The organism is Streptomyces otsuchiensis, from assembly GCF_004305975.1.
Lineage (GTDB): Bacteria > Actinomycetota > Actinomycetes > Streptomycetales > Streptomycetaceae > Streptomyces > Streptomyces otsuchiensis.
Genome location: NZ_BHZI01000026.1, coordinates 15,120 through 31,576 on the forward strand (window position 1 = coordinate 15,120; position 16,457 = coordinate 31,576).

A 16,457-nucleotide genomic window follows, 5' to 3' on the forward strand; every position below is an offset into this window, starting at 1 on the left:
ATGGCACCCGGTGAGAAGCTCCCCATCGCCAAGGCGATCAACAGCTCGCTGCGCACCGCGATGGAGAACGACCCCAAGGTCCTCATCATGGGCGAGGACGTCGGCAAGCTCGGCGGCGTCTTCCGTGTGACCGACGGCCTGCAGAAGGACTTCGGCGAGGACCGGGTCATCGACACCCCGCTCGCCGAGTCCGGCATCGTCGGCACCGCGATCGGCCTGGCGCTGCGCGGCTACCGGCCGGTGGTGGAGATCCAGTTCGACGGTTTCGTCTTCCCCGCCTACGACCAGATCGTCACCCAGCTGGCGAAGATGCACGCGCGGGCACTGGGCAAGATCAAGCTGCCCGTCGTCATCCGCATCCCCTACGCCGGCGGCATCGGTGCGGTCGAGCACCACAGCGAGTCGCCCGAGGCGCTGTTCGCGCACGTCGCGGGACTCAAGTGCGTCTCCCCGGCCAACTCCTCCGACGCCTACTGGATGCTCCAGCAGGCCATCGAGTGCGACGACCCCGTCATCTTCTTCGAGCCCAAGTCCCGCTACTGGGGCAAGGGCGAGGAGATCAGCCGCGGCGTACCCGGCCCGCTGCACCAGGCCCGGGTCATCCGCGAGGGCACCGACCTCACCATCGCCGCCTACGGCCCGACCGTGCGCACCGCGCTCCAGGCCGCCGAGGCGTCGGCGGAGGAGGGGCGCTCCATCGAGGTCCTCGACCTGCGGACGATCTCCCCGATCGACTTCGACACCATCCAGCGCTCGGTGGAGAAGACCGGCCGGCTGGTCGTGGTGCACGAGGCGCCCGTCTTCTTCGGCTCCGGCGCCGAGGTCGCCGCCCGGATCACCGAACGCTGCTTCTACCACCTGGAAGCCCCGGTGCTGCGCGTCGGAGGCTTCCACGCCCCGTACCCGCCGGCCCGGGTCGAGGAGGAGTACCTCCCCGGCCTGGACCGGGTGCTGGACGGCGTCGACCGCGCCCTGGCGTACTGAGAAGGCCGAGGAGAGTCGTGACGATGACCGCACAGCGCTTCCGCGAGTTCAAGATGCCCGACGTGGGCGAGGGACTCACCGAGGCGGAGATCCTCAAGTGGCATGTCAAGCCCGGTGACACCGTCACCGACGGCCAGATGGTCGTCGAGGTGGAGACGGCCAAGGCCGCCGTCGAACTGCCCATCCCCTACGACGGCTCGGTGGCCGAGCTCCTCTTCGAGGAGGGCGTCACCGTCGATGTCGGCGCCGTGATCATCACCGTCGACACCGACCCGGGCGCGGGTGACCCGGCGCCGGCGCCCGCTGCCGCACCTGCTTCTGCCGCCGCGCCGGCTTCCGCGCCGACGCCTGCCGCCGAATCCGACGGTGGGGGCGAGGAGGAGGCCGGCAAGCGCCAGCCCGTCCTGGTGGGTTACGGCGTGGCCACCGGCACCGCCAAGCGCCGGCCGCGCAAGAACGCCGACGGCGGCGGCTCGGCCAACGGTGCCGCGCAGGCCGCGCAGGCGGCCGTCCAGCGCGAGCTGAACGGCGCGGCGGCGCCCGTGGCTCCGCCTGCTGCCGCACCGGCCGCCGCGCCCGCGCAGACCGCCGGCCGGCCGCTGGCCAAGCCGCCGGTCCGCAAGCTCGCCAAGGACCTCGGCATCGACCTGGCGACCGTCACCCCGACCGGCCCCGAGGGGACCATCACCCGGGACGACCTGCACGCCGTGCACCGGGCGGCCTCCGCCCGCGCGGAGGCCCCGGCCCCGGCCGCGGGCGGCACGGTCAACGGCGCCGCCCCGGCGGTGGAGCCGCAGTCGCTGACGTCGATCCGCGAACGGCGCGTCCCCATCAAGGGCGTGCGCAAGGCGACGGCGGCGGCGATGGTCAACAGCGCCTTCACCGCCCCGCACGTCACCGAGTTCGTGACCGTGGACGTCACCCGCACCATGAAGCTGGTCCAGCAGCTCAAGGAGGACCCGTCGATGGCGGGCCTGCGGGTCAACCCGCTGCTGCTGGTCGCCAAGGCCCTGCTGGTCGCGATCCGGCGCAACCCGGACGTCAACGCGGCCTGGGACGAGGCGAACCAGGAGATCGTCTACAAGGACTACGTCAACCTGGGCATCGCCGCGGCGACCCCGCGCGGGCTGATCGTGCCGAACATCAAGGACGCCGGCGCCAAGACCCTGCCCGAACTCTCGCAGGCACTGTCGGAGTTGGTGTCCACCGCCCGCGACGGCAAGACGGCTCCGGCCGACATGCGGGACGGCACCGTCACCATCACCAACGTCGGCGTCTTCGGCGTTGACACCGGCACCCCCATCCTCAACCCGGGGGAGTCGGCCATCCTCGCCTTCGGCGCGGTCAAGGACCAGCCCTGGGTCCACAAGGGCAAGGTCAAGCCGCGCAAGGTGACCACGCTGGCGCTCTCCTTCGACCACCGCCTGGTCGACGGCGAACTGGGCTCCAAGGTGCTGGCGGACATCGCCGCCATCCTGGAACACCCCAAGCGGCTCATCACCTGGGCCTGACCGTCCGCCCGCGCGGCCTCGACACCGCGCGGGCCGTCGGGAGAACCACGCCACCCGGACGGGGCCGGACACGCGGCGACGCCGCACGTCCGGCCCCGTCCGGCGCGTCCGCACCCTGTTCCCGGTGACGCCTACCGGCCGTCCGGTGCGCTGTCCCCGTCCCCGTCTCCCTCCCCGCGTCCGGCCTTCCGGCGCTGCGGCGGGCGCAGCGAGCGGAGGGCCAGTCCCGTGCGTGCCAGGGCCAAGGCGCCGCACAGCAGGGCCAGTCCGTGCAGCGACCAGGCCACGTCCGGTGCCCAGAGGGCGACCCGCGACGGCGGAACACCCCACGCGGAGGGCAGCCACCACAGCGCCGCCGCCCCCACCACCGCGGCCGGCACGACCCAGGCGGCCAGGTGGAGCAGCGTCCGGCGAACGGAGGTGTCCGGCGCGCCGGTGCCCCGTGCCAGGGCTGCCACCGTCCGGGCCAGCAGCACCAGGAGTAGCAGCGCCAGCAGCGCGAAAGCGCCGAGCAGCACCGGGTAGAGGCCGTCGCCGCCGCTCACCACGGGTTGCTCGCCGTGCAGGAGTGCGGCCAGACCGAACGCCGTCTCCAGCAGTGCGGTTTCCTGGAACGAGCCGTAGGCGTTCTGGAGCAGCACCACGGCCTGTTCGCGTTCGGGCAGCAGAACCAGCGAGGTCTGGTAGCCGGGTACGGCGCCGCCGTGCCAGACGGCGTCACCGTCCGCCCGCACCCCGATGTCCGCCAACGGCCACCGGCGCCAGCCGAGTCCGTAGCCGCGCTCCTCGCCGGTGGTGATTCCCGCGTGGTGGGCCTTGGCGCGGTGCGCCGGATCGAGCAGCGGCGCGCCCCCGGCGGCTCCGTGGTCCCCGTCGGGGTTGACGGTGGCGTCCTCCCGGGCGTTGCCACCGAGTTGGGCGCGGGCGTACGCGGCCAGGTCCAGCAGGCTTCCCCCCAAGTAGCCGTATCCCGTGCCTGCCGGGTCGTACGGGGTGTCGAAGCCGACCGGCCGGCCCAGGACGTAGCGGTGGCCGGGTGGCAGCCGCTCGGCGGCGTCCGGCGCGGTGGCCACCGTGGTGTCCATCCCGAGCGGTCCGAGGACGTGTTGGGTCAGGGCCCGGTCCGCCGGGGCGCCGGTGACCTGTTCGACGACGGCCGACAGCAGCAGGTAGTTCAGGCTGGAGTAGCGGTGGTCCGCCCCGGGCTCACCCTCGGCCGTCACCTCGGCGAGCGACCGGGAGACCGTGGTCGCGTCGCGCCCGGGATCACCGCTGTCGGTGAGGTGCAGACCGGCGGGCAGACCGCTGGTGTGCAGCAACAGGTGCCGCACGGTGATCCGTTCGGCGCCGGGCTCCTTCAGCTCGAACCACGGCAGATGGTCGGTGACGGGGTCCTCCAGCTCCAGGTGACCGGCGTCGGCCAGCCGCAGGACCAGGGTGCCGGTGACCGGCTTGGAGACCGACCCCCACAGGAACGGTGTCCGCTCGGTGACCGGTCGGCCGTCGCCGTCGGTGCCGAGGACGGCTGAGTGCTCGACGCCGTCCGGCCCCACCACGGCGAACGCGGCGCCGGGCACGCCGGTGGCGTCCAGCCGCTCGTGGAGGAAGGTGTCCAGCGCGTCGTGCTGCCCGGTGGCGCGCGGCTCGGCGGACGGGCCGCCCGGGGGCTCCGTCAGTGGCGTCGACGTCAGCGGCGTCGACGTCAGCGGCGTCGACGTCAGCGGCGTCAACGTCAGCGGCGTCAACGTCAGCGTCGCGGCCGCCAGCAGAGGCAGCGCGCGACGAAAAAGTATGTGCATACCAAAAACCTTAGCGGTACGGCTGTACTGTTGTCAGGTGCCGAAAGTCGTGGACCATGACCAGCGCCGCCGGGCCATCGCGCGCGGCTTCCAGCGCCTGCTCGCAGCCGGGGGCCTCGGACGCACCTCGTTCGTGCGGGTCGCGGAGGAGGCGGGCACCTCGGTCGGCCTGATCCAGCACTACTTCGCCGGCCGCGACGACCTGCTGCGATTCGCCTACGAGGACTGTGTCGCCGCCCTCGACCATCGCGTCGACACACGAGTGCGCCAGGGTGAGGCCGACGGCCTGCCGATCTCCGAACTCCTCACCACGGCCCTGGCCGAACTGCTGCCGCTCGACACGGAGCGGACCGTCGAACACCGGGTCCGGCAGAACCTGCTCACCGCCTCGCTCAACGTCCCCTCGCTCGCCGAGGTCGCCCGCGCGGCCGAGGACCACCTGTGGCGGCGGGTGTCCACAGCTGTGGAGAACGGCAAGGAGTGCGGCGAGGTGGAGTCGGCCGTGGACGCGGGTGCCGCCGCCACCACGCTCCTGGCCGTCACCGACGGTCTCGCCGCCCGCCTCTCACTCGGCTCGGACGCTCACGAGGGCGGCGGGGAAGGTCACTTTTGCGGCGGGGAAGGTCACAGCGGCGACGGTGACCGTCACGAGGCGGACCGCGACGGTGACAAGCGCGCCGACGCGACTGCCCCACCGGTGATCCCGGCGGCGGTGCTGCGGCCGGTCGTCGGCCTCTACTTCACCGGCAGCTGCCGCCACCACCAGCCCCCGCAGGCCGCCGACCAGCCCGTTACCGCCCCGGGCGCCTGACCCGGGGCCTGACCCGGGCACCTGACTCGCCACCGCGAGACGCCTCCCGTCCGTGCCGGCCACCTCCGCGCGCCCCGCACGACGTGGCTCTGCTGTGACGGTTCAGCCATCGGAAGGTGACAGCCGATCCCTAGACTCCCCAGCGATGACCAGTGATCCCGACGGGTATCCAGCCCGCCGGGACGAACCGCCGCCCACGGGCCGCGGGGCGAGGGGGACGCACATGTTTCGCACGCGCAGTCTGGGAGTGGCCGCTGCGGCGCTGGCCGTCCTGGCGGTGACCGCCTGCGGTTCCGAGGAGACCGGGGCCAAGGGGGGCGACTCCTCCGAATCGGCCGGCGGCAAGGGCGGCGACGTCGGGGAGGCCGACGAGGCCGACGCGCCGGACACCGACGAGGACGCCGACGACACGGGCGAGAACGACGAGGACGGCGACGACGCGGGCGAGGACGAGCAGGTCGGCGAACTGCCCGACTCCTACGACTTCACCCCCGGCCCCGACCGGGTGCCGAAGAACGCCGAAGAGGCCCGCGAGCTGACCAGCAACGCGCAGCTGACCCCGGACACCTGGCAGGACGGCATGGTCGCCAACGAGCCGTACGTCAACGCCGGTACCTTCACCTACCTCGGCGACAACTGCGTCTGGGACCGCGGCGAACTCCCCGACACCGTCCTGGACTCCCTCACCCACCGCATCAACATCCCCGCCGCCGACGGCAAGGGGCTCGTGCAGACGGCCGTCACCATCAGCGTGCACACCAGCACCGAGGAGGCCGAGATCGCGATGGAGGACGCGGTCCAGGAGAGCTTCCGCTGCCCCGACCAGGAGCTGGGCGGAGGCCAGCGGCTGAGCGGCCTGATGTCCATGCCGATGGCCGACGAGGAGGTGCTGAACGCCGACGCCTCGATGTTCGAGGCGGGGCAGTTCTCCACCGACGCCGACCCCGGGCCGCACGACTTCGTCTGGTCCAAGTCCCGCATCGGCATGGTCACCACCGCCGTCTCCGTGAAGGGCGCCGAGGGCTACGAGATGACCGAACTCCTCATGATCGCCGCCGAGGGCGCGGCCTGGGTCCTCTACAACGTCGAGCTCGAACTGTCATGACCCACGGGCAGGACGCGGGCCGGGGGCGCGGGCGGGCCACGGGAACTACCGGCGCCACCGGCATCACCGGCGCCACCGCCCTGGCCGCCCGAGCCGCCCGAGCCGTCCGTGTTGCCCGAGCCGTTCGTGTTGCCCGTGCCGCCCGAGCCGCCCGAGGAACGATGCGCTGATGCAGCCGCTACATCCGTCCGACCCCGCTTGGGTGTCCGGCTACCGCATGCTCGGCCGGCTGGGCGCCGGCGGCATGGGCATGGTGCTGCTCGGCCGTTCGCCCGGCGGCACCCTGGTCGCGATCAAGCTGATCCGGGCCGAGTACGCCGACGACGTCGGGTTCCGCGCCCGGTTCCGCCGCGAGGTCGCCATCGCCCAGCGGGTGCGCAACCGCTGGGCGGTGCCCGTCGTCGACGCCGACACGGAGGCGCCCGCGCCGTGGCTGGCCACCGAGTTCGTCCCCGGACCGCCCCTCAACGAGGCCGTCGCCAACCACGGCCCGTTCCCCGAACACGGTGTCCGCGCGCTGGGCACGATGCTCGCCGAGGCGTTGGACGCCGTGCACGAGGCCGGTCTCGTGCACCGCGACGTCAAGCCCGGCAACGTGCTGCTCGGCCTCGACGGGCCCCGCCTCATCGACTTCGGCATCGCCCGCGCCATGGACGACACGGTGCTGACCGCCACCGACGTCGTCATCGGCTCACCCGGCTTCCTCTCCCCGGAGCAGGCCCAGGGCCGGCCGATCAGCCCGGCCAGCGACATGTTCTCGCTGGGCTGTGTCCTCGCCTACACCGCCAGCGGCCAACGCCCCTTCGGCAGCGGCCCGGTGGAGGCGATGCTCTTCCGCACGGTCTACGACCCGCCGGACACCTCCGGGGTGCCCGACGCCCTGCGCCCCGTCGTCGACGGGCTGCTGGAGAAGGACCCGGAGGCACGGCTCGACGCCGAACAGCTGCGCTCCGCGTGGACGTTGGAGGAGAGCCCCGAAGGTGGCTGGCTCCCTCCGCCGGTGACCCGGCTGATCGCGGAGCGGTCGGCGGAGATGCTGGCCCTGCCCGCCGCCGACCGGACCGAGATCGTCGGCGGCTCCGGAGCCGGCACCGGAGCGGGTGCCGGGTTCGGCGCGGGCGTCAGCGGCGGCTTCGGACCACCCATCGGCACCCTCAACGACGCGCTCACCCAAGGGCCCGGCACCACCCCCGGCACCCGCCCCGGACCGCCCGGACCGCCCGAAGGACCACCCACCGGGCCGCGCCGCCGCAACGTGCTCATCGGAGCCCTCGCCACCCTGGGCGTCATCGGCGGCGGTGTCACCGCGGCCGTGCTGCTCAACAACGAAGCCGACCCCGGCTCCGGCGACGGGGACCAGGCAGGCCCCGGCGGCGAGGGACGCGGCCGACCCGCCACCGACCGCCCGCTGCTCGTGCTCGGCGTCCAGGGCGACCTGGAAGGCGACCTCGCCGACATGGCCCAGGCACAGGTCCGCGGAGCCCAACTCGCCGTCGACCAGCTCAACTCCGACACCGCGCACCCCTTCCGCTACCAGCTGGAGACCGTCGACGACGGCGGCACCGCCGACGGCGCGGCGACGGCCGCGGCCACCCTCACCGAGGACGCCCGCGTCGTGGGCGTCCTCAGCGCCACCACCAGCGAGGCGCTCCGGGCGTCCCTCGACACGTACTACCAGGCGCGGCTGCCGCTGCTCACCGTCAACGACGGTGCGCAGATCATCAAGGACTCCGTCTTCGTCTCCGCCCGCACCGGCAACGCCCTCCAGATGACCGACGTGATGACCTACGTCACCGCCGACGAGGACGCCCCGGCCGTCGGCCTGGTGCAGACGGCCACCGACTACAGCCGCGAAGTCACCACCGCCTTCGGCACGTTGCTGCGGCGGGGCGGACGCACCGTCCACCCGGTGACCATCCCCACCGGCACGGCCGACCACCGCGCACCCGTCCGCCAACTGGTGTCGAAGCAGCCCGACTTCATCGTCTTCGGCGGCGACTGGGAGGAGCTGATCCCCTTCGCGCAGGCGCTCGACGAAACCGGATACGACGGCAGACGCATCGCCACCCACGACGCGTTCGACCCCCGGTTCCTGGAGCGTGCGGGGAGCGCCGCCGAGGGATGGATGTTCGTCGCCGCCGTCGTCCACCCCGAACAGCTCGACTCGGCAGCCGACTTCGTCACCGCCTTCACCGACGCCTTCGACGAGGACCCGCCGCTCTACGCCGCCGAGGCGTACGACGCGGTACAGGTGCTGGCCGCCTGCGCGCGCGGCCTCCACGAGGAGAAGGAGCTGGACCGGGTCACCCGCCAGGACATCGTGCCCTCGATCCGCCAGACCCGGCACAAGGGCGTCACCAAGACCTTCAGCTTCGAGCCCGCCAACGGCAACTTCACCGGCAAGGGAGCGTTCTTCTACCGCGTCGAGGACGGCGAGTACCTCCTCCTCGGCACCGGTGTGCCCGAGGACTGACGGCCGCCGGGCCCTCCGTCCCACACCTCGTCCACGGGCCCGCCGTCCGCCGTCCGCCGTCCGCCGTCCGTCCTCCGCCGAGTGGCCGAGACGGGCGGCACCGCGCATCGTGGAAGGTGCCGCAACGCAAACCAGCGGCCGGGCGGTCGCGCGCACCGAACCTGACGCCGCGCGCCCCGGCCCCACAGCGCAGGAGGCAGCCATGCGCGTACTCGTCGCGGGCGCCACCGGAGTCGTCGGCCGACAACTGCTGCCGCTCCTCGCCACCGCGGGTCACCGCGTCACCGCACTCGCCCGCACCCCGCAGCGCGGGAGCGACATGGAACGCACCGGAGCGGACGTCGTCATCGGCGACGCACTCGACGCCGACGCCGTCGACGCGGCGGTCGCCGAGGCCGCCCCGGACGCCATCGTCAACATGCTCACCGCCATCCCCGCCGCCATCAACCCACGACGCATCGGCAAGCAGTTCGAGCTGACCAACCGGCTGCGCACCGAGGGCACCGTCAACCTGCTGGCCGCCGCTGGGCGGCACGGCGTCGGCCGCACCATCGGCCAGGGAGTCGCGTTCGCCTACGACCCCGACGGCGGCGACGGCCCCGCCGACGAGGACGACCCGTGGTGGCCGGCCGGCCCCGGCCAGTTCGCGCCGATCCTCGCAGCCCTCCGCGAGCTGGAGGCACGGGTGACGGCCGCCGACGGCCTGGTCCTGCGCCTCGGTCACCTCTACGGGCCGGGCACCGCTCTCGCGGCCGACGGCACCCTCACCGCCGCCGTCCGCAGAGGCCGCGTCCCGCTCATCGGCGGCGGCACGGCCACCTTCTCGTTCCTGCACACCCACGACGCCGCCACAGCGATCCTCGCCGCCCTGGAACACCCCCGGGCCACCGGCGCGCTCAACATCGTCGACGACGACCCGGTGCGTGCCGACGTCTGGCTGCCGCACCTCGCCGAACTCCTCGACGCCCGCCCGCCCGCCTCACTGCCCGCGCCTCTCGCCCGACTGCTGGTCGGCAGCTGGGGCGTCGACTACATGACCCGCCTGCGCGGCGCCAGCAACGCCCGCGCCCGCGACACCCTCGCCTGGCGTCCCGACCACCCCACCTGGCGCGACGGCTTCGCCCAGGAACTGGCCCCCACCGCACACCCCGCCGCCCACTACCACTGACCCACACCCGGCCGCGGCACCACCGGCACGTCAGCGGTCGGTGTCCCTGGGATGCCGGGGCGACGCGTACACCAAGTGGACGGTTCGGTTGGTCCGGTCCACGAGATACCGCACACGGCCGCCGGCGGTGACCTCGTACTCCCACTGCGGGTAGCTGGTCCCGCCTAAGGAGGCGGTGGCGAGGCGTCCGCGGAGCTGATGCTGGCGGTCCGGGTCCGCCATGTCTGTCGGCGCAGCGCGAAGGGCCTCGTAGCAGCGACGTGCGTTACCCGGAGCTTCCGTGCACAGATCGCCCCAGCCCTTCGCCGCGTCACTGGTGGTGAACCGCAGCCGTCATTCGGTTCCGACAGGGGGCGGGGCGACGTCATCGCCGCGCTTGGGGCTCATGGCGCGGGCACCTCGCCGTAGTCCTCGTCCGGCAGAGCAGCGGTGAGCTGTGCGGTCAGCTCCGGGTCAGCGAGAATGCGGGCGGTGGCACGCCACTCGACGATGACTCTGTGCAGATTGGCGTGTACACCCAGCTCGGATACATCGCTGGTCGCGTGGACCAGTTCGACCACGAACTCACGCACCTCCTCGGACGACAGGTGCCGAGTCCACGGAAAGACCTCGGGCAGTGCCAGCAGAATGGCTTGAGCACCTTCATCACTGCTGATCAGAGCGGTGAAGAGCCGTGCCGTGACATCGGCGGTCTCTTCGCGGTGCCGGTCATGACGCTCTGTGGTGAGGTAGAGGTCCTCGCCGTCACGTCGTGTGACATGGACGCGCTGAGCGCGCTCGACGGTATCGGCGACGCGCCTGGAGTTCTTCGACAGATCGGAGAACGAAACGGTCATGCTGGACATGGCTCCACGTTAAGTCGGAATGTGTTCCGAAGTCAAGATGGCTGCGTCCTGATGGGTGACGGAGCTTCGGGACAGGCCCGCGAGTCTGGGGACTGGCCGGCGGCCGCAGGCGCCCGCCGCCGGTCATTGACGCCGGTGCGACGGTGGCCGAGTCGAGGTCGGGACACGGTCGTCCCTCCGCGGCTGCGGTCCCCGGCGCGCGGCCTACCGCTCGTGCACGCCAGCTGCCCAACTCGCCCGGAAATCAAGCTGATTCCACCTTTCCGGCGAACGCCTCGCCGCACCCGGATAGCGCCGGGGCGTGCGGGCATTGATCGCTCGGGCCGGGCAACGTCCGGCCGTGCGGGGCGGACTGCCGGGGAATCCCGGCCTCCGTACCGCGGGGAACGGTCACAAGAGAGGTGACTGAATCATGCGTGCAGAGGCCACCCAGAGGGTCGCGCTTGTCTTCTCACTGCTGGACGCCAACGGCAACGGAGTCCTCGAAGCCGCCGACTTCACACTCATGGGCGACCGTGTCGTCGCCGCCGCGCCGGCCTCCTCGGATGAGGCGAAGGACGCGATGCGCGCCGCCTTCGAGCAGTACTGGACCACGCTGGCCGACGAGTTGGACACCGACGGGGACCAGCTGATCAGCTTCGAGGAGTACAGCGCCTGCGTGCTGTCCCCCGAACGGTTCGACGCGACCGTCACCGCCTTCGCCGAAGCACTCGCCGCCCTCGGCGACCCGGACGGCGACGGCCTCATCGAACGCCCGCTCTTCATCGACCTGATGACCGCCATCGGCTTCCAACCCGCCAACATCCAGGCCCTCTTCGACGCCTTCGAACCGACGGCGGAGGACCGCGTGGCGGTGCCCACCTGGGCCGAGGGGATCAAGGACTACTACGCCCCCGACAAGGCCGACATCCCCGGAGACCTCCTGGTGCCGAGCGCGACAGCCTGACAGCGTTCCGTTCCGAGGATCCATCGGTCGCGAGGAGGGCGGTGCGGCCGGATTCGGCCCAGCCGGCGAGCCGCTGCCGTCCTCCTCCGGTTCACTCGTTCGGAGCTCTCCGACGAGCGGCGCCGCCCACGCGCTGCGAGCGTTCGTGTTCCCCCCTTCGGCCCATTCGAAGGGGGGAACATCCGCACGTTCCGAGAAGGTGGCCGCCGATGACCGACACCGCACCCAGCGAACCCCTCTCACCCGGCCGGGCGGCGACCGGGCGCCGGGCCGGCCCGCTACTCGCCGTCCTCGTCGTCGCCGTCTGCCTTGCCGCCGGCCAGTTGCTGGCACGGGTGGTCCTGCGGTTCTCCGGCGTCGACGGAGACTCCCTCGCGGGGCTGGGACTGTTCAACGTGGTCGCCTTCGCTCCGACCGCGGCGCTCCTGGTCACGTGGGTGGTGTACGGCGAGCGGCGTCCCTTCGCCTCACTCGGCCTGCGGGGTGGCGACCGCTACCGGAAGATCGCCGTCGGGGTCGGCACGGCGCTGGTCGGCCTCGTCGCGCTGAACGTCGCACTGAGCGCCCTCGGCTCGGACACGGGCGCCTCCGGTGAGGGGTCCGGGCCATCGGTCACGGCCTGGCAGATGGCGCTGCTGCTGCTCACCTTCGCCGTCCAGGCGCCCACGGAGGAACTGCTCTTCCGCGGCTACCTCCTCCCGGCCCTCCGCGAACGTTGGGGGGTCGCGGCGGGCGTGCTGCTCAGCTCGGCGCTGTTCGCCGCGGCCCACATGGCCAACCAGGGCGCCACCGCCGCGTACGCGCTGCTGACCTTCCTGCTGGGTGTCGCGCTCGCGCTGTGGACCCTGGCGGACGGGAACCTGTGGCGGGCGTGTGCCTTCCACACCGTGTGGAACTGGGCGCCCGCCGTCCTCAGCTCCGGCGACGGCGACGGCGACAACGGTGCCCAGGACGCGGCGGCGCTGGACGGCGGAACGCTGACGCCCGCCGCTCTCGTCCTCGCGCTCATCGGACTGAGCGCGCTGTGGGCGTACCGGCGCGGCGTCGTGCGGGTGAGCGCCCGATGACCGCCTCCGCCAGCCGCGCGGCCTGTCGCAGCGCGGCCCGTCGAGAGGTGATGCGGTGATCACCGCCCTGGCCTTCGCGCCCTCCGCGGTCTTCTCGGCCGCCTTCCTGTGCTCGGTGCGGCAGGACCGCAGGATGTTCCGGAACGCCGTCCTGCTGGGGCTGGTGGCGATCAGCGCGGCGGTGGCGCTGCTGTTCGTCCGCCCGCGCCACGCGGAGTTCCTGCTGGCCCTGTACTTCCTCGTGACCGTGCTCGGTGGCCTGCTGCTGTCGTTCTTCATGGTGGCCAACGGGTTCGTCATGATCCGCAAGGAGGGCCTCCGCCCCGCGAACCTGCTCTCCCTGCTGCTGGGCCTGACGATCGTCGCCGTGCTCTTCCTCCTGGAGAACCTCCGGCAGTCGGGGTCGCCCGCGGCCGCGACTTCGATGGGAGTGCTGCTCCTGCTGAGCGCCTATGTCGCCTTCCTCTTCGTCTGCTTCCTGGGCTACGCCTTCCTCTACGGACGCGTCCGGGTCCGTGGCGACGTCGACTTCGTCGTGATGCTGGGCTCCGGGCTGCTCGGGGGCGAGCGGGTGCCTCCGCTGCTCGCCTCCCGCCTCCGGAAGGGGCTGGAGATCCACGACCGCCAGCTCCGCCGGGGCGGAAAGGCCCCCGTGCTGCTGACCTCCGGCGGCCAGGGGGCGGACGAACGGGTGGCGGAGAGCACGGCCATGGCCCGCTGGCTGGTCGACAACGGCGCGCCGCCCGCCGACGTGCGGGAGGAGGACCGTTCCCGGACCACCGACGAGAACCTCCGGTACAGCCGCACGATCATGGCCGCCGACGACCCGGGCTACCGCTGCGTTGTGGTCACCAACAACTTCCACGCGTTCCGGGCAGCGCTCACCGCGCGGAGGGCCGGGGTGAACGGCCAGGTCCTCGGCTCCCCGACAGCCCGCTACTACTGGCCGAGCGCCACCATCCGCGAGTTCGTCGCGATCATGTCGCAGCACCGCGTCCTCAACCTCGCCATGGGCGTTCTGCTGACCGTCCTGGCCGTTCTCCTCAGCTGGCCGGCATGGCGCTGAACAGACGGCCCGGCGCAGCGGTAGGCGGCGGTGCGGGGGGTGGCGCGGCCGGGGCCGCCCGCCGGGGGTGGCCCTCCGCGCGTGGCGGCGTTCCGCCGTCCTGAGTCGGCTGCGGGAGCGGACGCGCGGCTGCTACCTGCTGGGACGTAGCAACCACCACCCAGGCTCGAAAGATGTGGAGTCAGCTGCGCGCTCCCCATGGACGTCCATTCGGAAGGCATCTGAGTCTGGACACCGGGAAACCGAGTGGCGTGGAGTGAGATCGGCGTCTCGATCGGCGCGGTGAACGGTCTCGAGCAGGGTATCCATCGGCACCAGGAGTGCTGGAAGGAGACGTTCGGGGAGGAGGGTCTTCCGCCGGGTGTAGCAGCCGGGGTACCAGCCGCTTACCGGGCAGGCCGCTGAAGACCAGGACTCATGTGCTGGTGGGCAGGCAGGAGATGCATGGCGCCAAACGGCCAAGGCGTCTTCGCGGCGGTGGAGAAGGAGGCGGGGCCTTCTTGGAGGTGAGTGAGTACGCCGAGGAGGAGGGTGTGCGAGACGGCCAAGAGGGGGCCGTGGCGCCCAGCGGTGTGGTGGAGGAAGGCGGCGCAGTGGCGGGCGCGGGTGTGGAGGTCGGTGAGGCTTTCGCCGTCTTCGCAGCGTAGGCAAGGGTTGGCGAGGCGGCGGGCTCGCCAGGCTCGGTAGGCCGACGGGTAGGTCTCGGCCGTGCGGCCGAGAACGATGCTCGGGGCGCGCCATTCGGCGAGGAGACCGGAGGTGGCCACGATCGGCAGGCCCGTGAGGTGCGAGACGAGGGTGGCGGTCTGACGGGCGCGGGGGATCGGGCTGGTGACGATCGCGGTGACGCCCTCAGGGAGGGGCAAGGAGCGGCGCACCTGCTCGCGGCCCTCCTGCGTGAGGGCGGCTTCGTGCGGGGCGTGGTAGCCGGGGCGGTGACCTTCGTAGGCGCCGTGGCGCATGAGCCAGATGTCAGCCAAGGATCCAGCCTCCGTCGACGCGCAGGGTCTGGCCGGTGATGAAGCCGGCGTCCTCGGCGGCGAGGAAGGCGACGGCCGCGGCGATGTCCTCCGGGCGGCCTCGGCGCTGGACGCACTGGCGGGCGAGCTGCCGGGCGGTCATGGCTTCCGGATCGTCGACGACGGTGTCCTCAGCGGGGACGCGGATGGAACCGGGGGCGACACAGTTCACGGTGATGCCGGCAGGGCCGAGTTCGCGCGCGAGGGCACGGGTGAGTCCTTCGAGGCCGGCCTTGGCGCTGATGTAGCCGGCGAGGTCGTGACGGCCCGCCGTGGCGAGGACCGAGCCGATGGTGATGATCCGGCCCCAGCCGGCGGCCGTCATGGCAGGCGTCAGCTCGTGGGCGAGGAGGTAGTGGCTGGTCAGGTTAGAGGCCAGAGCCTCGTCCCAGTGAGCTGGCGTTGTCTCCGTCCACGGGCGGCGCGGGTAGGCGCCGGCGTTGCTGACCAGGATGTCGATCGGACCGAGCCGCTCGTGGGCCTGGTGGCAGAGGGCGCGCGCGGCCTCGGCATCGCGGAGGTCGGCTGCCAGGGAGATCGCGGCGCCGCTGCTGCCGGTGATGTGGGCGGCGAGCTCGGCTGCGGCCGGGTCGTCGTCGAGGTGCGCGAGGGCGACGGTGGCGCCGTCGGCAGCGAGACGGCGGGCGATGGCCGAGCCCAGGCCGCCGGTGGCTCCGGTGACCAGGGCGGTGTGGCCGTTCAGGGGGCCGGGCATGGAGACTCCAGCGGGCAGAAGTAGGTGGTGGGGTCGAAGGCGGGGCTCATGGCCTCGGCAAGACGGGCGAGCAGGACGAGCCGGTCCTCGGAGGCCAGGTCGGCCAGGTTGTAGACGCCGAGGATGCGCATGGCGAGGTAGGGGCGGAGCAGGTTCGCCAGGCCCTCGCCGGGCCAGAGACAGTCCGCGACCGGTCGTACGAGCTTGTTCCAGTACGCGGTCACGGCGGCTCGCCGAGGTACAGAGAGGCGCGGCGTGTAGTCGATGTGGATGGTGCTGGTGGTGTGGTCGACCGCCGCTCGTCGGATCTCGGGGGTGTTGGCCGAGACGTGGGTGAAGGTGGCGGGGTGGTCGGCGAAGGCGGTTGGGTTGTAGGTGGGTACGAGCCAGCCGCCGAGAGCGGAGGCGTACCAGAGGAAGTTGGCGAACTCGCCGGGGATGCTGTTCATTCCCGCGGTGTCGTAGTCGAACCAGGCGAGCGGATGGGCGAGGTTGACGTCGGTGGGGTCGCCCTGGGTGAGGGCCGCCCAGACCGGCTCTGCCGTGGCGAAGTGCGAGCGCAGCCAGCGGAGGGTGGCGGCCCAATCCAGTTGGCGTCGACGGCCGTTGATCTTCAGGGCGTAGGTGTCGAGGCGGGATACCGGGATGTCGACGAGGCCGTCGGCGATCAGGAAATCCTTGCCGGCGTAGTACGTGTCAAGTCGGCCGCCGGGGGCCGCACGGTCCCAGTACAGCTTGCGGACGACGTGCGCCGGATCGGCTGGCCACGCTGTTGCGAAGATGACCTCCTGATACGCGGCCGTGAGCTGGTCCATGTAGGTGTGGAGGTGGCCGGTCGGCTCGTCCGTGTTGAGGAGGTCGAGCAGAAGTCCCTGGTCGGTGCCGCCGGGGGCCGCACGGTCCCAGTACAGCTTGCGGACGACGTGCGCCGGATCGGCTGGCCACGCT

At 72.2% G+C, this 16,457-nt stretch carries 15 protein-coding genes; 9 read left to right on the plus strand and 6 right to left on the minus strand.

The genetic code is table 11. The features are described from left to right. Together E0D90_RS04575 and E0D90_RS04580 are read left to right on the plus strand one after the other, a co-directional pair. Positions 1–984 carry an alpha-ketoacid dehydrogenase subunit beta gene (locus E0D90_RS04575; RefSeq protein WP_103528592.1) on the plus strand — a complete coding sequence of 328 codons (984 nt, stop codon included), beginning with the start codon at positions 1–3 and terminating at the stop codon, positions 982–984. A 23-nt stretch (positions 985–1,007) separates the two neighbouring features. Then, positions 1,008–2,495, plus strand: coding sequence for a dihydrolipoamide acetyltransferase family protein (locus E0D90_RS04580; protein WP_130796688.1), 1,488 nt, complete (start codon positions 1,008–1,010; stop codon positions 2,493–2,495). Positions 2,496–2,626: 131 nt separating this feature from the next. Here E0D90_RS04580 and E0D90_RS04585 read toward each other — a convergent pair whose 3' ends face one another. Continuing rightward, positions 2,627–4,294: a serine hydrolase domain-containing protein gene (locus E0D90_RS04585; protein WP_157996811.1), complete on the minus strand. Its 1,668-nt coding sequence runs from the start codon at positions 4,292–4,294 to the stop codon at positions 2,627–2,629. 37 nt (positions 4,295–4,331) lie between these two features. On the opposite strand from E0D90_RS04585, the gene E0D90_RS04590 reads away from it, so the two are divergent. From E0D90_RS04590 to E0D90_RS04605, 4 genes are all read left to right on the plus strand, one after another. Then, positions 4,332–5,105, plus strand: coding sequence for a TetR/AcrR family transcriptional regulator (locus E0D90_RS04590; protein WP_170214916.1), 774 nt, complete (start codon positions 4,332–4,334; stop codon positions 5,103–5,105). Between the two features lie 223 nt (positions 5,106–5,328). After that, complete coding sequence (locus E0D90_RS04595) at positions 5,329–6,210, plus strand: hypothetical protein (RefSeq protein ID WP_130796690.1); 882 nt, start codon at positions 5,329–5,331, stop codon at positions 6,208–6,210. A 169-nt stretch (positions 6,211–6,379) separates the two neighbouring features. Then, on the plus strand, positions 6,380–8,683 hold the full coding sequence (locus E0D90_RS04600) for a bifunctional serine/threonine-protein kinase/ABC transporter substrate-binding protein (protein ID WP_130796691.1): 2,304 nt from the start codon (positions 6,380–6,382) through the stop codon (positions 8,681–8,683). A gap of 202 nt (positions 8,684–8,885) precedes the next feature. Further along, a complete protein-coding gene (locus tag E0D90_RS04605) occupies positions 8,886–9,851 on the plus strand; it encodes an NAD-dependent epimerase/dehydratase family protein (RefSeq protein ID WP_130796692.1) in 966 nt (321 codons plus the stop codon). Between the two features lie 30 nt (positions 9,852–9,881). Here the strand turns inward: E0D90_RS04605 and E0D90_RS27595 are convergent, their stop codons facing one another. Together E0D90_RS27595 and E0D90_RS04615 are read right to left on the minus strand one after the other, a co-directional pair. After that, positions 9,882–10,073, minus strand: coding sequence for a hypothetical protein (locus tag E0D90_RS27595; RefSeq protein WP_227869986.1), 192 nt, complete (start codon positions 10,071–10,073; stop codon positions 9,882–9,884). 161 nt (positions 10,074–10,234) lie between these two features. Next, entirely contained in the window at positions 10,235–10,696 is a 462-nt protein-coding gene (locus E0D90_RS04615; RefSeq protein WP_103503262.1) for a prevent-host-death family protein, read from the minus strand. Positions 10,697–11,108: 412 nt separating this feature from the next. Here E0D90_RS04615 and E0D90_RS04620 point away from each other — a divergent pair, with 412 nt between their 5' ends. From E0D90_RS04620 to E0D90_RS04630, 3 genes are all read left to right on the plus strand, one after another. Further along, positions 11,109–11,642, plus strand: a complete 534-nt coding sequence (locus E0D90_RS04620) for an EF-hand domain-containing protein (protein ID WP_130796693.1) — start codon at positions 11,109–11,111, stop codon at positions 11,640–11,642. A gap of 209 nt (positions 11,643–11,851) precedes the next feature. Next, positions 11,852–12,709, plus strand: coding sequence for a CPBP family intramembrane glutamic endopeptidase (locus E0D90_RS04625; RefSeq protein WP_130796694.1), 858 nt, complete (start codon positions 11,852–11,854; stop codon positions 12,707–12,709). A gap of 55 nt (positions 12,710–12,764) precedes the next feature. Next, the gene (locus E0D90_RS04630) at positions 12,765–13,775 is read left to right on the plus strand and encodes a YdcF family protein (protein ID WP_227869987.1); all 1,011 of its coding nucleotides are present in this window, start codon (positions 12,765–12,767) and stop codon (positions 13,773–13,775) included. A 386-nt stretch (positions 13,776–14,161) separates the two neighbouring features. On the opposite strand, the gene E0D90_RS04635 is transcribed toward E0D90_RS04630, so the two are convergent. The 3 genes from E0D90_RS04635 to E0D90_RS04645 form a co-directional block, all read right to left on the minus strand. After that, positions 14,162–14,755, minus strand: coding sequence for a histidine phosphatase family protein (locus tag E0D90_RS04635; RefSeq protein WP_103503259.1), 594 nt, complete (start codon positions 14,753–14,755; stop codon positions 14,162–14,164). Beyond that, on the minus strand, positions 14,748–15,509 hold the full coding sequence (locus E0D90_RS04640; RefSeq protein WP_130796695.1) for an SDR family NAD(P)-dependent oxidoreductase: 762 nt from the start codon (positions 15,507–15,509) through the stop codon (positions 14,748–14,750). The genes E0D90_RS04635 and E0D90_RS04640 overlap by 8 nt, the downstream gene beginning before the upstream one ends. Then, the coding region (locus tag E0D90_RS04645; RefSeq protein WP_130796696.1) for a hypothetical protein at positions 15,494–16,457 on the minus strand (964 nt) is incomplete at its 5' end. The genes E0D90_RS04645 and E0D90_RS04640, both read right to left, overlap by 16 nt.

What these genes read in the sequence shown, in the direction of transcription:
- E0D90_RS04580 (WP_130796688.1), top strand. Translation starts at nt 1,008, where the DNA reads ATGACCGCACAGCGCTTCCGCGAGTTCAAGATGCCCGACGTGGGCGAG.
- E0D90_RS04620 (WP_130796693.1), top strand. Translation starts at nt 11,109, where the DNA reads ATGCGTGCAGAGGCCACCCAGAGGGTCGCGCTTGTCTTCTCACTGCTG.
- E0D90_RS04640 (WP_130796695.1), bottom strand. Translation starts at nt 15,509, where the DNA reads ATGCCCGGCCCCCTGAACGGCCACACCGCCCTGGTCACCGGAGCCACC.
- E0D90_RS04625 (WP_130796694.1), top strand. Translation starts at nt 11,852, where the DNA reads ATGACCGACACCGCACCCAGCGAACCCCTCTCACCCGGCCGGGCGGCG.
- E0D90_RS04585 (WP_157996811.1), bottom strand. Translation starts at nt 4,294, where the DNA reads ATGCACATACTTTTTCGTCGCGCGCTGCCTCTGCTGGCGGCCGCGACG.
- E0D90_RS04605 (WP_130796692.1), top strand. Translation starts at nt 8,886, where the DNA reads ATGCGCGTACTCGTCGCGGGCGCCACCGGAGTCGTCGGCCGACAACTG.
- E0D90_RS27595 (WP_227869986.1), bottom strand. Translation starts at nt 10,073, where the DNA reads ATGGCGGACCCGGACCGCCAGCATCAGCTCCGCGGACGCCTCGCCACC.
- E0D90_RS04600 (WP_130796691.1), top strand. Translation starts at nt 6,380, where the DNA reads ATGCAGCCGCTACATCCGTCCGACCCCGCTTGGGTGTCCGGCTACCGC.
- E0D90_RS04615 (WP_103503262.1), bottom strand. Translation starts at nt 10,696, where the DNA reads ATGTCCAGCATGACCGTTTCGTTCTCCGATCTGTCGAAGAACTCCAGG.
- E0D90_RS04575 (WP_103528592.1), top strand. Translation starts at nt 1, where the DNA reads ATGGCACCCGGTGAGAAGCTCCCCATCGCCAAGGCGATCAACAGCTCG.
- E0D90_RS04595 (WP_130796690.1), top strand. Translation starts at nt 5,329, where the DNA reads ATGTTTCGCACGCGCAGTCTGGGAGTGGCCGCTGCGGCGCTGGCCGTC.